This is a genomic window from Arthrobacter sp. SLBN-53, from assembly GCF_006715585.1.
Taxonomy (GTDB): Bacteria; Actinomycetota; Actinomycetes; order Mycobacteriales; family Mycobacteriaceae; genus Mycobacterium; species Mycobacterium neoaurum_A.
Genome location: NZ_VFNN01000001.1, coordinates 1,306,938 through 1,322,123 on the forward strand (window position 1 = coordinate 1,306,938; position 15,186 = coordinate 1,322,123).

Below are 15,186 nucleotides of genomic sequence, written 5' to 3' on the forward strand. Positions count from 1 at the left end.
GTTCTCGTGGTGCTCCTTAGAAAGGAGGTGATCCAGCCGCACCTTCCGGTACGGCTACCTTGTTACGACTTCGTCCCAATCGCCGATCCCACCTTCGACGGCTCCCTCCCACAAGGGGTTAGGCCACCGGCTTCGGGTGTTACCGACTTTCATGACGTGACGGGCGGTGTGTACAAGGCCCGGGAACGTATTCACCGCAGCGTTGCTGATCTGCGATTACTAGCGACTCCGACTTCACGGGGTCGAGTTGCAGACCCCGATCCGAACTGAGACCGGCTTTGAAAGGATTCGCTCCACCTCACGGCATCGCAGCCCTTTGTACCGGCCATTGTAGCATGTGTGAAGCCCTGGACATAAGGGGCATGATGACTTGACGTCATCCCCACCTTCCTCCGAGTTGACCCCGGCAGTCTCCTACGAGTCCCCGGCATAACCCGCTGGCAACATAGGACAAGGGTTGCGCTCGTTGCGGGACTTAACCCAACATCTCACGACACGAGCTGACGACAGCCATGCACCACCTGCACACAGGCCACAAGGGAAACCACATCTCTGCAGTCGTCCTGTGCATGTCAAACCCAGGTAAGGTTCTTCGCGTTGCATCGAATTAATCCACATGCTCCGCCGCTTGTGCGGGCCCCCGTCAATTCCTTTGAGTTTTAGCCTTGCGGCCGTACTCCCCAGGCGGGGTACTTAATGCGTTAGCTACGGCACGGATCCCAAGGAAGGAAACCCACACCTAGTACCCACCGTTTACGGCGTGGACTACCAGGGTATCTAATCCTGTTCGCTCCCCACGCTTTCGCTCCTCAGCGTCAGTTACTGCCCAGAGACCCGCCTTCGCCACCGGTGTTCCTCCTGATATCTGCGCATTCCACCGCTACACCAGGAATTCCAGTCTCCCCTGCAGTACTCTAGTCTGCCCGTATCGCCCGCACGCCCACAGTTAAGCTGTGAGTTTTCACGAACAACGCGACAAACCACCTACGAGCTCTTTACGCCCAGTAATTCCGGACAACGCTCGGACCCTACGTATTACCGCGGCTGCTGGCACGTAGTTGGCCGGTCCTTCTTCTGCACATACCGTCACTTGCGCTTCGTCTGTGCTGAAAGAGGTTTACAACCCGAAGGCCGTCATCCCTCACGCGGCGTCGCTGCATCAGGCTTGCGCCCATTGTGCAATATTCCCCACTGCTGCCTCCCGTAGGAGTCTGGGCCGTATCTCAGTCCCAGTGTGGCCGGTCACCCTCTCAGGCCGGCTACCCGTCGTCGCCTTGGTAGGCCATTACCCCACCAACAAGCTGATAGGCCGCGGGCCCATCCCACACCGCAAAAGCTTTCCACCACCGACCATGAAGCCGATGATCATATTCGGTATTAGACCCAGTTTCCCAGGCTTATCCCAAAGTGCAGGGCAGATCACCCACGTGTTACTCACCCGTTCGCCACTCGAGTACCCCGAAGGGCCTTTCCGTTCGACTTGCATGTGTTAAGCACGCCGCCAGCGTTCGTCCTGAGCCAGGATCAAACTCTCCAAACAAAAACCCCTCGAACAAATCGAGGCAGAATTCGAATCAGAAAAATCCGATCACAAACAAAAGACACCAAAAACTGGCATCAAAAAAACAAACCATCCCACGTGGCAGGAAGACGGGGAGTCCCCCACCAAGATGGCAAAAAACAACAAACAAAAACCACCAAACACACTATTGAGTTCTCAAACAACAGACCAGATTGTATCGAAGCCATCCGTTTCGGGGCAACCCTGCCAGCTTAAACTATCTTGTCTGGCGAGTCAAGCTTCTCTGTCTCGCGTCTCCGCGGCGACTTCAAAAGATTAGAACTTTGTGCCTTCGGAAGTCAAATCCGCTGGTCAGAGCCATAATGTTGCGCTCGACCGGTCTCTCACGAGTGTACGCGCTCGATCCCGGCGCCCAAGCTGACCAGGTTCTCGACGAACATCGGGTACCCGCGATCGATGTGATAGACGTCGTGCACCTCGGTCTCGCCGTCGGCAACCAGGCCGGCGAGAACCAATCCGGCTCCCGCCCGGATATCCGATGCCCAGACCGGGGCGCTGGACAACTGCGGAATCCCCCGCACCACCGCATGGTGGCCGTCGGTCCGTGCGTCGGCCCCGAGCCGGATCATCTCCTCCACGAATCGGAACCTCGCTTCGAAAACGTTCTCGGTGATCATCGAGGTGCCGTCGGCGATACACGCCAGTCCGATCGCCATCGGCTGCAGATCGGTCGGAAATCCTGGGAACGGCAAGGTCGCCACGTTGACCGCCTTGGGCCGTTCGTACTGCACGACCCGGAAGCCGTTGTCGTTCTGCGTGACCGTCGCCCCAGCATCATGCAGCTTGTGCAACACGAGCTGCAGGTGCGCGGGATCGACCCCCGTCACCGAGATGTCCCCCCGGGTCATCGCCGCGGCAATCCCCCACGTGGCGGCGACGATGCGATCACCGATCACGCGATGTTCGGTCGGATAGAGCCGGTCCACCCCGGTGATCGTCAAGGTCGATGACCCCGCACCCGAGACCTGCGCACCCATCTGGTTGAGCATCATGCAGATATCGGCGATATCGGGTTCGCGCGCCGCGTTGTGGATGGTGGTCACCCCTTCGGCGAGCACCGCCGCCATCAGGATGTTCTCGGTCGCCCCCACCGAGGGGAACTCGAGCTGTATCTCGGCGCCCCGGAGATGGTCGGCTTCGGCGACGACGCAGCCGTGCTCGATATTGCACCGGGCGCCCAGTTGACGCAGGCCGGCCTGGTGCATGTCCAGGGGCCGCGATCCGATGGCATCGCCACCGGGGAGGGCGACCTTGGCCCGCCGGGCCCGCCCCACCAGCGGCCCGAGCACACAGACCGACGCACGGAACTGCCGCACCGCCGCGAAGTCGGCGTCGTACTTGACCTCATCGGGTGAGGTGATCCGCACGGTCGAACCGTCCAACTCCACGGTGGCGCCCAGTCCCCTGAGCACCTCCGCCATCAACGGCACATCCAGGATGTCCGGACAGTTGGTGATCGTGCTGGTGCCCTCGGCCAACAACGCGGCCGCCATCAGTTTCAGGACACTGTTCTTTGCTCCCCCGACGGCGACCTCGCCAGATAACCGGCTTCCGCCCGTCACCACGAAACGATCGCTCACGCGGTCAGTGTAAGCAGATGGTGACCCAGTTTCAGAACGCTGCGGCCATGACCGGCCGGTACCGTTTAGCCATGGCTGTGCACCTCACCCGCATCTACACCCGGACCGGAGACGACGGCACCACCGGGTTGAGTGATTTCAGCCGCGTGTCGAAGACCGACGCCCGGCTGGAGGCCTACGCCGACTGTGACGAGGCCAACGCGGCGATCGGTGTCGCCGTGTCGATGGGCGATCCGGACGACCGCATCCGGCACGTCCTGCTGCAGATTCAGAATGACCTGTTCGACGCCGGCGCGGACCTCTCCACCCCTGTCGTCGAGGATCCGGAATATCCCCCGCTGCGGGTGCGCCAGGACTACATCGACCGGCTCGAGGGCTGGTGCGACGAATTCAACGAGGGCCTGCCGAACCTGAACTCGTTCATCCTGCCCGGCGGAACACCGCTGTCCGCACTGCTGCACGTGGCGCGGACGGTCACTCGTCGGGCCGAGCGTGCTGCCTGGCGTGCGGTCGACGAGCATGGCGATTCGGTCAACGTCTTGCCGGCGAAGTACCTCAACCGGCTCTCTGACCTGCTGTTCATCCTGTCGCGGGTGGCCAATCCGGCCGGCGACGTCAAGTGGCAGCCGGGCGGTCAACGCACCCGGGCGTGACGGCGGGCTCGGCTCAGTTCCGGCGCCGCGCGCGTGGCGACGGTCGTGACTCCAGCCACGAGGTGAACGCCGTCAACGCTCCGCGATCCAGCGCGATCTCGAAACTGCGGTCGCTGTCACGCAGTTGCAGCACCGCGATCTCGTCGCTCATGATGTCGAACTCGTCGCCACGCGGGGCTCGGCGGGAGACCACTTCCAGGCCCAGCCGGCTCAGCCGCCGGTCCGGCCACCAGCGGGCACTGGAGAGTTGATAGAACTCGGCCTCGGCCTCCCGGTAGCGCAGCACCCCGTGGCGCCAACCGTGGCCGCCATCGGCCGGGAAGTCCCGAAGGATCGCGGCGGTGCCGCCGACTTGCCGCAGCTTCCACAGCCGATATCCCAGCGCGGCGACGGCAAGCAGCAAAACGCCGACGAGCGCGACCATGAACAACATGGACGCGCTCATCGGCGTTGCCTACTAGTCGATCTGGCCGACAGCGCGTAGCCGGGCACGGCCCCACGCCGCGGTGGCTTCGTCGTCGGACTCGGAATCCCGCTTGGCGGCGTCGGCGTCGATCTCCGACTCGAACTGCGCGTTCTCCACAAGCAGGCTGACCCCGCCCTCGGTCACCGACAGGAATCCGCCGTCGACCGCGATCCGCAGGTCATCCTCGCCCTCACGCTCGACGCGCACCATCGCGTCGTCGACGAGCTGCGCCACCAGCGGAATGTGCCGCGGCAGGATGCCGATCTCGCCCGCGGTGGTGCGGGTGAAGACGAACGTCGCCTTGCCGGACCACAGCTTGCGCTCGACGGCGACGATCTCGACGTCAAGTTCAGCCATTGGACACCACCTTTCGGATCAGCCGTACCTGCATCACAGCTTGGCGCCGAGGGTTTCTGCCTTCTTCGCCAGGTCGTCTAGACCACCGATGAGGAAGAACGCCTGCTCGGGCAGGTGGTCGAACTCGCCCTTGGCCAGCTTGTCGAAGGCCTCGATGGTCTCCTTGAGCGGAACGGTCGAACCGGGCTGACCGGTGAACTGCTCGGCCGCCATCATGTTCTGGCTCAGGAAGCGCTCGATCTTACGGGCGCGGTACACCAGCACCTTGTCCTCTTCGGACAGCTCGTCGATACCGAGGATGGCGATGATGTCCTGGAGATCCTTGTAGCGCTGCAGGATCCGGATGACTTCCTGGGCGACGCGGTAGTGCTCGTCGCCGACCACGCTGGGGTGCAGGATCGTCGAAGACGAGGCCAGCGGATCCACCGCGGGGAAGATGCCCTTGGAGAACACCGCACGCGAGAGCTCGGTGGTCGCATCGAGGTGGGCGAACGTGGTGGCCGGCGCCGGGTCGGTGTAGTCGTCGGCGGGCACGTACACGGCCTGCATCGAGGTGATCGAGCGACCACGGGTCGAGGTGATGCGCTCCTGGAGCTCACCCATCTCGTCGGCCAGCGTCGGCTGGTAACCCACGGCCGAAGGCATACGACCCAGCAGGGTCGAGACCTCGGAACCGGCCTGGGTGAACCGGAAGATGTTGTCGATGAACAACAGCACGTCCTGGCCCTGCTCATCGCGGAAGAACTCCGCCATGGTCAGCGCGGACAGGGCGACGCGCATACGGGTGCCCGGCGGCTCGTCCATCTGGCCGAACACCAAGGCGGTGTCCTTGAGCACGTTGGCGTCCGCGAGCTCGACCCAGAGGTCGTTACCCTCACGGGTGCGCTCCCCCACGCCGGCGAACACCGAGGTGCCACCGAAGTTGCGGGCGATGCGGTTGATCATCTCCTGGATCAACACGGTCTTGCCGACGCCGGCGCCACCGAACAGGGCGATCTTTCCACCTCGCACGTACGGGGTGAGCAGGTCGACGACCTTCAGCCCGGTCTCCAGCATCTCGGTGCGGGGCTCCAGGTCGGCGAAGGCCGGCGGCTTGCGGTGGATGGACCAGTGCTCGAAGTCCTTGCCGTAGCCCGGCTCGTCGAGGCAGTCACCGAGGGCGTTGAACACATGGCCCTTGACGCCGTCGCCGACGGGCACCGAGATCGACGCACCGGTGTCGGTGACCTCCTGGCCACGGACCAGGCCGTCGGTGGGCTGCATGGAGATGCAGCGGACCAGGCTCTCGCCGAGGTGCTGGGCGACCTCGAGGGTCAGGGTCTTGGCCAGCGCGCCGAAGGTGATCTCGGCGTGCAGGGCGTTGAGCAGTTCGGGCACGGCGCCACGCGGGAACTCGACGTCGACCACGGGGCCCGTGATGCGGACAACGCGACCCGTCGTGGTCTTGGTCTCTACGGCAGTCATATCTCTTCTTCGCTTTCGCTCTTACGTCGGCCTATTTGGCGTCGGCCAGCGCGTTGGCGCCACCGACGATCTCGCTGATTTCCTGGGTGATCTGCGCCTGACGCTCGCGGTTGGCCGCCAACGTGAGTGCCTTGATCAGATCGTCGGCGTTGTCGGTGGCCGACTTCATGGCGCGCCGGCGCGAGGCCGACTCCGAGGCAGCCGCCTCCAGCAGTGCGGCGTACACGCGGGTGGCTATATAACGAGGGAGTAGCGCGTCAAATAGCGTCTCGGCGTTCGGTTCGAAGGAGAACAGCGTGCGCGGGCCGTCCTCGGGCTCCTCGTCCCCCACGTACTCGACGACCATCGGGGCGACCCGCAATGCCACCGCGGTCTGCGACAGCATCGAGCGGAACTCGGTCGACACGATGTGGATCTCGTCGACGCCGAGAACACCGTCAGCGCCGGCGCCTTCATCGTCATCGTCGGCGCCCGACATGAACGCCGTCACCAGGGTGTCGGCGATCTCCTTCGCGTGCTCATAGGTCGGACGCTCGGAGAAGCCGGTCCACGACTCGGCGACATTGCGCTGGCGGAAGTTGTAGTAGCCCAGCGCCTTCCGCCCGATGACGTAGAGCACCGGATCCTTGCCCTCGTCACGCAGCAGCGAGAACAGTTCCTCGGCGCGACGCAGCACGTTGGCGTTGTACCCACCGCACAGACCGCGATCCGAGGACACCACCAGCACGGCGGCCCGCTTCGGGTTGTCCCGCGGCACGAGCAGCGGGTGGTCCAGCGCGCTGGCACTGGCCAGCTCGGTGAGCATGTTGGTGATCTCGGTGCTGTAGGGCCGGGCCGCGTCGACCCGGGCCTGCGCCTTGGCGATCCGCGACGTGGCGATCAGTTCCTGGGCCTTCGTGATCTTCTTGATCGACGAAGCGGATTTGATACGTCCGCGTAGCTCGCGCAGTGTGGCTGCCATTGGTTACCTAGGCCTTCTTGGGAGCAGGCTTACGGACCTTGACCGATTCCTTCTCCAGGTCCTCGGGATCCAGAGCTTCGGAGTCGGCCTCGTTGACGACGACGGAGCTACCGTCGGTCGCCGAGAAGCCCTTCTTGAAGTCGTTGATGACGCTGACCAGCTTCTGCTCGGCCTCCTCGGAGAGCTTCTTGGTCTCCCGAATGCCGTCGAGGATGTCGGAGTGGCTGGCCTTCACGTGCTCGAGCAGCTCGTCGACGAAGCGCGAAACGTCCTCGGCGGGAACCGAATCGAGGTGGCCCTGAGTACCGAGGAAGATGGCGACAACCTGGTCTTCAACGGCCAGCGGGCTGTACTGGGGCTGCTTGAGCAGCTCGACCAGGCGCACACCGCGGTCCAGCTGCGCCTTGGAGGCCGCATCCAGATCGGAGGCGAAGGCCGCGAAGGCCTCCAGCTCGCGGTACTGCGACAGGTCCAGACGCAGCGACCCCGCAACCTCTTTCATCGCCTTGATCTGCGCGGCGCCACCGACGCGGGAGACCGACACACCGACGTTGACGGCCGGTCGCACGCCCTGGTTGAACAGGTCGGACTCCAGGAAGCACTGACCGTCGGTGATCGAGATGACGTTGGTCGGGATGAACGCCGAGATGTCGTTGGCCTTGGTCTCGATGATCGGCAGCCCGGTCATCGAACCACCACCGAGCTCATCGGACAGCTTGGCGCAACGCTCCAGCAGGCGAGAGTGCAGGTAGAACACGTCACCGGGGAATGCCTCGCGGCCCGGCGGGCGACGCAGCAGCAGCGAGATGGCGCGGTAGGCGTCGGCCTGCTTGGACAGATCGTCGAACACGATCAGGACGTGCTTGCCGTCGTACATCCAGTGCTGACCGATGGCCGAACCGGTGTAGGGCGCCAGCCACTTGAAGCCGGCGGGGTCGGAGGCCGGGGCCGCGACGATGGTGGTGTACTCCATCGCGCCGCCCTCTTCCAGCGCACGCTTGACCGAAGCGATCGTGGTGCCCTTCTGGCCGATCGCGACGTACACGCAACGCACCTGCTGGTTCGGGTCACCGGTCTCCCACGCCTGACGCTGGTTCAGGATCGTGTCGACGCAGACCGCGGTCTTGCCGGTCTTGCGGTCGCCGATGATCAGCTGACGCTGGCCGCGGCCGATCGGGGTCATGGCGTCGATGGCCTTGATACCGGTCTGCAGCGGCTCGCCGACGCCCTGGCGCTGAACCACCGAAGGGGCCTGCAGTTCCAGTTCGCGACGGGTGTCCGAGGCGATATCGCCCTGGCCGTCGATCGGCTGTCCGAGCGGGTTGACCACGCGGCCGAGGAAGGCGTCGCCGACCGGGACCGAGAGGACCTCGCCGGTCCGCTTGACCTGCTGGCCCTCTTGGATCTTGTTGAACTCGCCCAGGATCACGGCGCCGACGCTGTGCTCGTCGAGGTTGAGCGCCACGCCCAGCACGCCGCCCTCGAACTCGAGCAGTTCCTGGGTCATGACCGAGGGCAGGCCCTCGACGTGGGCGATGCCGTCACCGGCATCGACGACGGTGCCGACCTCTTCCCGCTCGGTGTCGGCGGAAAACGAGGATACGTAGCCCTCGATGGCACCTTCGATATCAGAAGCGGAGATTGTCAACTCTGCCATGGTTTTTCGTCTTCCTACCTTTGATCTGGGTGATAAGTCTTCTGGATCAGTCCGGCAGCTGGGTCTGCGCTGCAGCCAAGCGGGACGCGATGGAACCGTCGATCACCTCGTCACCGACGGTGATCGAGAGACCACCGAGCAGTTCCGGATCGACATGCAGTTGCACGGACACCGGATGTCCGTAGATGCGGGTCAGCACGGACGTGAGCCGTTCTTGCTGGGCATCGGTCAGGTCCGCCGCGGCACTGACATGCGCGACGATCTCACCGCGACGGGCGACTGCCAGCTCGGCGAGGTCGATGACGGCCTCGTCGGCACGCTCACCACGCAGCAGGGTGACCGTCTGCGCCAGCAGCGCAGCCGCAGTGGAGTTGGTCGCGTCTCCGACGACCTTGTCCAACAGCGCGACTCGACCGTCGGCAGGAGCCGTGTAGTCGCTGAGCAGCGCGCTCAAGCGCGGCTCGGTGTCCAGAACGCGACCGAAGCGGAACAGGTGATCTTCGACCTCGTCGACCTCACCGGTGACGCCGGCGCGCTGGAGCAGGGCCAGCCGAGCGGTGTGCTCGATACCGTCGATCAGGTTGGCCTCGGTGGACCAGCGCTGTGCGACTGCGGTGCGGACGAGCTTGAGAGCCGGGTCGCCGATCTTGCCGGCCAACAGCCTGTCGGCGAGTGCCAGCTTGGCCGTCGGGTTGTCGGTCGGTTCGGCCAGATGCTTCTTCAACGTCGACTCGCCGAGCAGCAACTTGGCGACCGCGGTCAGATCATCGGCCAGTGTTGTCAGACCGTTGGCATCCAGACCGCTTGCCACCGAATCGAATTCGGAGACCAGCTCGGCCAGGGCCGCACGGCTGGCGGCCCGCAGACCCACCGTCACGCCGGTCTCGAAGTTGGCTTCCGAGGGAGCCATCTGATCGAGATCGTCGAGGAAGCGGTCGACCGTGGCTGCCTGCGCGGCCGGGTCGGCGACATGGGCGCGAACCAGTTCGGCTGCCTTGGTCACGGCTTCCTCACCGAGGCCCATCCGCAGCTCGCGGACGACCTGCTGGCGCAGCAAGTGCACCTGCTGGCCGCCCTGGGCCTTGATGCGCTCGGCATCCTGGACGGCCTGTTCGGCCAGCTGCGCCTTGATCCGCTCGGAGTCGTGGCGTGCCTCGTCGGTGACGTGGCTGGACTCAGCGGCGGCGTCGGCGAGCGCCTTGGCGTGCATCGCATCGGCATCAGCGAGCTTCTTTGCCGCTTCGGCACTTTCGGCAAGGGCGACGCGGATGGCCTCCTGCTGCTTGACCATCAGCCCCTTGATCAGGGGAACCACCCATTTGCTGAGGATGAACACGATGACGGCAAAGCCGATCAGCTGTCCGATGAATATCGACATCTACCTATTTCCGTCCCGAATTCACGTCGACGCCGAGGATGCGGCTGGCCAGGGTGGCCGAAAGGCCATCCACTGACGAGGACAACTCGGCTTGAGCAGCGGTGCCCTGTTGGGACAGTTGCTCATTGGCCTGGCGTACCGTCTCGGCGACCTCTCCGCTGGCCTCGGCGCGCTTGGCGTCGACGACCTGGCGGCCCTCGTTGCGCGCCTCGTCACGCAGAGCCGATGCCTCGGCGCGTGCGCCGGCCATCGCCTCCTGGTAGTCGGCCTGCGCAGCAGCCACCTGTTCGGCGGATTTGCGACTGTCGGCCGCGGTCTTGGCCAGCATGGCCTCGCGCTCGGCCAACACCTTGCTGATCGGCGGCACCACCCACTTCCAGATCACGCCGAGCGTGATCAGGAAGATGAGCAGCACTGCGAAGAAGGTGCCGTTGGGGAGCAGGAAGTTACTGGTCCCCCCGCCCTCTTCGGCCGCGAGAATGGTCGTGGTGACTTCACCCATGTGGCAGGTTCTTAACCCTGGAGGCCGGGCGTGGCGAAGACGAACAGCGCCATGAAGGCCAGGTTGATGAAGTACGCGGCCTCGACCAGACCGACGGTGATGAAGAACGGCGTGAACAGCCGGCCCTGGGCCTCGGGCTGGCGGGCGATGCCCGAGATCAGCGCGTTACCGGCGATACCGTCACCGATACCGGCGCCGATGGCACCGCCACCCATGATCAGACCGCCACCGATCAGAGCGCCAGCAGTGATGATGGCGTTGGGATCGAGTTCCATTACTTTCTTCCTCCTTGTAACTGGCGGCGGTGCCACCAGGACTGCTTCATTCGGGTCGTGCGGGTCGTGTTAGTGCGCGTGCTCTTTGGAGTCGTGATCGTCGTGAACTTCCATCGCCTGGCTGAAGTACAGAATGGTCAGCAGGCTGAAGATGAACGCCTGGATGAGGCCGACGAACAGGTCGAAGGTCTTCCAGATGGCGTTGGGCGCCCACTGGATGTACCAGGGGAACATCGCGATCAGGCCGACCAGGATGCCGCCGGCGAAGATGTTGCCGAAAAGACGGAGGGCCAGCGAGATCGGCTTGGCGATCTCTTCGACGATGTTGATCGGCGCCAGGAAGGCCACGTGGCCCTTCACGACGGCCACCGGGTGACCGACGATGCCGCGACGCCAGATACCGGCCGCGTGGTAGGCCAGGAACACGAACAGAGCCAATGCCAGCACGAAGTTGATATCCGAGGCGGGCGGCTTGTAGATCTCGCCCGCGGCACCGTCGGACCCGCCGTACTGCCACGGGAAGACCGCCAGCCAGTTCGAGATGAGGATGAACGCGAACAACGTCACGGCCAGCGGCAGGACGAACGGCGCGATCTTCATGCCGATCGAGCTCTCGATCTGCTGGCGCATCTGGATGGTCAGTGCCTCCCAGAACAGCTGCACGCCACCGGGGACACCGGTCGAGGTGACCTTGGAGCGCAGATAGAACGCCAGCCCGATGATGATCAGCGCCGTGATGGCGGTCGCCATGATGGTGTCGCCGTTGAAGGTCATGCCGAAGAGTTCGAACACCATGACGTGGTGTCCGACGTGGATGGCGGCGCCACCCTCTTCGGCGGCGAGAATGGTTTCAGTCATGCCCGTGCGCTCAGCCCTTCGAATCCGATGCAGGGACGTCTTCGACGTCCAAACCGTTGGCGCGGATCTTCCGCAGTACCGGGATGCTGGTGCTCATCACCAGCAACGCCTGGAAGATCGCCAGCCCGAACAGCACGGCGATGCCGCCGTGACCCTTGAAAAAGATTGCGATTGCCAGCCCGACCGCGGTGATGACCAATAGACGCGTGGCGGAGTTTACGGCCATCTTCTTCTTCAGCGGATGGTCTTCCATCGTGATCGACTCGACGGCCCGGCGCACCATGAGTGCGTTGAGCAAACCGAGACCGAGCCCGATACCGAAGAAGACACCGAAGAAGATGTGACCGACGAAGCCTGCCGCGGCGACGGCCAATGCGGTGAGGGCGACGCATACCACCAGCAGACGCACCGGACGGAAAGCGACTGAGGGGAACACCAAGGGCGCATCATGCGCTGGTGTCGTCACCTGGTTCACCTCAATCCCGCGGCGTCGAGGGGCGTGGTCGTCTGGTCCGTCAAAAACACTGAAAACTGCAAAATCCCTGTGCGTGCCCGCCGAGAATATCGGAGGGCAGCAGGCTCGCTGAACTCACCCAAGGGGAAGCTCCCTTTGTCGGTCGTGTATCGGCACCGATCGGTCTGTTCGACCGATGGGCCGGGCCGGCAACCCGCGAGGTTTTTCGGGTTATGAGGCGAACGGTACCACAAGGTAGGAGGCACAAATACAGGCCTACTACTTTTCGTCGTACACCTGCGTTCACGGCTCCTCGATGGGACCGTTGCGGCCCCGGAGCAGCGGAATGACGGTGACGACCCCGGCGACGACGATCGCGGCCAGCATCACCGCCCCGGTGTATCGCGGGTCGAAGAAGATCGTGCTGGCGGCGCCGAGGGCGACGATGCCCACCCACATGTAGATCAGCAACACCACCCGTCGATGCGAGTGGCCGATCTGTAGCAGCCGGTGATGCAGATGCATCTTGTCCGGGCTGAACGGGCTCTTGCCCGCCCGGGTGCGGCGCACGATGGCCAGCAACATGTCCAGCGCGGGCACGAACATCACCGCGACCACGAGCAGGAACGGCGAGAGCAACGCGAAGACGTCGCGCGCGCCGTAGGCGTTCTGCGATATCGGGCCTGCTGCTGTCGTCGACGCGGCGGCCAGCATGAGCCCGATGAGCATCGAGCCCGAGTCGCCCATGAAGATCTTGGCGCGATGGAAGTTGTGCGGCAGGAAACCCAGGCAGGCACCGGCGAGCACCACCGAGATCATCGCCGGCGGGTAGAACAACACGTCACCGCCGTGGTCGCGCAGCAGCCCCACCGAGAAGATGCAGATCGCCAGCGCGGTGATCAGCCCGAGACCGGCAGCCAACCCGTCCAGGCCGTCGACGAAGTTCATCGCGTTGACGATCGAGACCGTCAACGCCAGCGTCAGCAGGATCGAGGTGACCTGGTCGAGCACGATCGTGCCGACACCGCCGAACGGGATGTAGAGAACGCTCCAGGCCACGCCCATCGTGACCAGCACACTGGCCGCGGTGATCTGACCGGCGAACTTGGTCAGCGCATCGAGGCCCCACCGGTCGTCGATCAGGCCGACGACCATGATGAGCCCGCCCGCGACGACGACGGCAGGCATGCCGGTGGAGTACACGAAGCCCCGGTTCAGCGCAGGCAGTTGGGAGGCCAGCAACACCGCTGCCACCACCCCGATGTACATGGCGAGCCCACCCATCCGCGGGGTCGGCTGGACGTGGACATCGCGCGTGCGCGGGTAGGCGACCGCACCGATCCGGGTGGCCAGCACCCGCGCCCATCCGGTCGCGAAATAGGTGATGATCGCCGCGGTCAGCCCCACCAGCGCGAGCTCGCGCAGGGGTACGCCGGCGCCGCGGTCCGATAGCGCCAGCAGTCCGTCGGCCAGCAGTCGGTCAGCCAGCAGAACCATCGGCGTCCTCGGGTGCGAGGGCGGCGGCGTCGATACCGAGCACGCGGGCGATGTCGGCGACCGGGACCGGGCCCTCGCGCAACACCCGTGGCTCCGGCCCGGACACGTCGACGATGGTCGACGCGGCACCCTGCGGGGACGGCCCGGCATCCAGGTAGACCTCGACCCGGTCGGCCAGTTGTGCCTTGGCATCGGTGGCGGTGAGCGCGGCCGGGAAACCCGAGACGTTGGCGCTCGACACCGCCATCGGTCCGACCTCGCGCAGCAGATCGATGGCCACCGGATGCAGCGGCATGCGCAGCATCACGGTGCCGTTGGCGTCGCCGAGATCCCATTGCAGTGACGGAGCGTGCCGGACGACGAGGCTCAGGGCCCCTGGCCAGAAGGCCTGGATCAGCTCGCGCGCGGCGGGGGGCACGGCGTAGACCAGACCGTCGATGGTGTGCCAGGACCCGACCAGCACGCCGACCGGCATATCGCGACCCCGGTTCTTGGCCGCCAGCAGGGCGCCCACCGCGGCGTTGTCGAAGGCATCCGCACCGATCCCGTAGACCGTGTCGGTGGGCATCACGACCAGCCGGCCGCCTTTGGCCGCGCTGATCGCCGAGGCCAGACCACTGGCCCGCTGGTCGGGATCGGAGCAGTCGAAGGTTGCGCTCATGATGTTCAGCTTCTCACCGCGGTCACGAAACGCGGACGGCCGGTCAGGTCGCGGCGCGCCGTGATGCCGTCGAACGCCCCGTGTCCGGCGAAAACGTCGGCGGTGGCCGCCGATGTGGTGTCGTCGTGCTCGACGCCGATCCCTCCGCCGGGACGCAGCAGCCGCGCGGCCAGTCCGACGATCGGCACGATGACATCCATCCCGTCGGGTCCACCGAACAGCGCTTGGTGCGGATCATGTTCGGCGACTTCGGGTTCCAGGACGGCACCGTCGGGAATGTAGGGCGGGTTGGCGACGATCAGCTCGACGGTTCCGTCGAGTTCGGCGAGCAGACCGGGCTGCCGCACGTCGGCATGTACCAGCTCCACCCCGGATCCTTCGGTGTTCATCCGGGCATAGCGCAGCGCCTCCGTCGAGCGCTCCACCGCGATGAGGCGGGCATCGGGACGGTGCGCGGCCAACGCCAACGCCAATGCCGCCGACCCGGTGCAGAGATCGACGATCACACCCCCGGCGGACACCGGCACGGTGTGCGCCCATTCCAGCAGGGCCTCGGTCTCGGGCCGCGGGATGAACACCCCCGGACCCACCGTCAGCGTCACCGGGCCGAACGCCGCGGTGCCGATCAGGTGTTGCAGCGGGACGCGCCGCGCCCGCTGGTCGACAAGGGCCCGGTACCGCTGTCCGAAGTCGGGTTCGGGCTCGACGAACGCGAGCAGCCCACGGTCCACACCGGCTATGTGGGCGGCCAGCTGTTCGGCATCGGCGCGCGCCGAGTCGATCCCGGCGGCGGCCAGGATGGCGGCGCCGTCGGAGATCTCCCGTCGCAGTCCGCTCATCC

The 15,186-nt window shown here is 65.0% G+C and carries 15 protein-coding genes and 1 rRNA gene; 1 reads left to right on the forward strand and 15 read right to left on the reverse strand.

Annotation, left to right across the window (positions count from 1 at the left end; all coding sequences use genetic code 11):
* Window positions 1-20: 20 nt before the first annotated feature.
* Window positions 21-1,540, reverse strand: a 16S ribosomal RNA gene (locus FBY28_RS06200).
* Window positions 1,541-1,905: 365 nt separating this feature from the next.
* On the reverse strand, window positions 1,906-3,162 hold the full coding sequence (gene murA, locus FBY28_RS06205) for a UDP-N-acetylglucosamine 1-carboxyvinyltransferase (protein WP_019512438.1): 1,257 nt from the start codon (window positions 3,160-3,162) through the stop codon (window positions 1,906-1,908).
* Between the two features lie 47 nt (window positions 3,163-3,209).
* Here murA and FBY28_RS06210 point away from each other — a divergent pair, with 47 nt between their 5' ends.
* Window positions 3,210-3,815 carry a cob(I)yrinic acid a,c-diamide adenosyltransferase gene (locus tag FBY28_RS06210; protein WP_286177796.1) on the forward strand — a complete coding sequence of 202 codons (606 nt, stop codon included), beginning with the start codon at window positions 3,210-3,212 and terminating at the stop codon, window positions 3,813-3,815.
* Window positions 3,816-3,828: 13 nt separating this feature from the next.
* Here the strand turns inward: FBY28_RS06210 and FBY28_RS06215 are convergent, their stop codons facing one another.
* The 13 genes from FBY28_RS06215 to prmC form a co-directional block, all read right to left on the reverse strand.
* Entirely contained in the window at window positions 3,829-4,260 is a 432-nt protein-coding gene (locus FBY28_RS06215) for a DUF2550 domain-containing protein (protein ID WP_141865168.1), read from the reverse strand.
* A 12-nt stretch (window positions 4,261-4,272) separates the two neighbouring features.
* Window positions 4,273-4,638: a F0F1 ATP synthase subunit epsilon gene (locus FBY28_RS06220; RefSeq protein WP_030136029.1), complete on the reverse strand. Its 366-nt coding sequence runs from the start codon at window positions 4,636-4,638 to the stop codon at window positions 4,273-4,275.
* A 33-nt stretch (window positions 4,639-4,671) separates the two neighbouring features.
* Window positions 4,672-6,102 carry a F0F1 ATP synthase subunit beta gene (atpD, locus tag FBY28_RS06225; RefSeq protein WP_141865170.1) on the reverse strand — a complete coding sequence of 477 codons (1,431 nt, stop codon included), beginning with the start codon at window positions 6,100-6,102 and terminating at the stop codon, window positions 4,672-4,674.
* A gap of 31 nt (window positions 6,103-6,133) precedes the next feature.
* The gene (locus FBY28_RS06230; RefSeq protein WP_141865172.1) at window positions 6,134-7,063 is read right to left on the reverse strand and encodes a F0F1 ATP synthase subunit gamma; all 930 of its coding nucleotides are present in this window, start codon (window positions 7,061-7,063) and stop codon (window positions 6,134-6,136) included.
* A 7-nt stretch (window positions 7,064-7,070) separates the two neighbouring features.
* Window positions 7,071-8,720 (reverse strand): F0F1 ATP synthase subunit alpha, encoded by a 1,650-nt coding sequence (gene atpA / locus FBY28_RS06235; RefSeq protein ID WP_141865174.1) that lies wholly within the window; start codon window positions 8,718-8,720, stop codon window positions 7,071-7,073.
* Window positions 8,721-8,766: 46 nt separating this feature from the next.
* On the reverse strand, window positions 8,767-10,098 hold the full coding sequence (locus tag FBY28_RS06240; RefSeq protein ID WP_141865176.1) for a F0F1 ATP synthase subunit B/delta: 1,332 nt from the start codon (window positions 10,096-10,098) through the stop codon (window positions 8,767-8,769).
* Window positions 10,099-10,102: 4 nt separating this feature from the next.
* Window positions 10,103-10,600 carry a F0F1 ATP synthase subunit B gene (locus FBY28_RS06245; RefSeq protein WP_019512446.1) on the reverse strand — a complete coding sequence of 166 codons (498 nt, stop codon included), beginning with the start codon at window positions 10,598-10,600 and terminating at the stop codon, window positions 10,103-10,105.
* Window positions 10,601-10,611: 11 nt separating this feature from the next.
* Window positions 10,612-10,875: a F0F1 ATP synthase subunit C gene (locus FBY28_RS06250; RefSeq protein WP_019512447.1), complete on the reverse strand. Its 264-nt coding sequence runs from the start codon at window positions 10,873-10,875 to the stop codon at window positions 10,612-10,614.
* Between the two features lie 69 nt (window positions 10,876-10,944).
* Window positions 10,945-11,733, reverse strand: coding sequence for a F0F1 ATP synthase subunit A (gene atpB / locus FBY28_RS06255; RefSeq protein ID WP_019512448.1), 789 nt, complete (start codon window positions 11,731-11,733; stop codon window positions 10,945-10,947).
* Between the two features lie 10 nt (window positions 11,734-11,743).
* Window positions 11,744-12,208, reverse strand: coding sequence for an ATP synthase subunit I (locus tag FBY28_RS06260; protein WP_019512449.1), 465 nt, complete (start codon window positions 12,206-12,208; stop codon window positions 11,744-11,746).
* Between the two features lie 282 nt (window positions 12,209-12,490).
* Window positions 12,491-13,684: a glycosyltransferase family 4 protein gene (locus FBY28_RS06265; RefSeq protein ID WP_141865178.1), complete on the reverse strand. Its 1,194-nt coding sequence runs from the start codon at window positions 13,682-13,684 to the stop codon at window positions 12,491-12,493.
* Window positions 13,668-14,345: an L-threonylcarbamoyladenylate synthase gene (locus tag FBY28_RS06270; protein WP_019512451.1), complete on the reverse strand. Its 678-nt coding sequence runs from the start codon at window positions 14,343-14,345 to the stop codon at window positions 13,668-13,670. The genes FBY28_RS06265 and FBY28_RS06270 overlap by 17 nt, the downstream gene beginning before the upstream one ends.
* Before the next feature lie 5 nt (window positions 14,346-14,350).
* Complete coding sequence (gene prmC / locus FBY28_RS06275; protein WP_141865180.1) at window positions 14,351-15,184, reverse strand: peptide chain release factor N(5)-glutamine methyltransferase; 834 nt, start codon at window positions 15,182-15,184, stop codon at window positions 14,351-14,353.
* Window positions 15,185-15,186 lie beyond the last annotated feature (2 nt).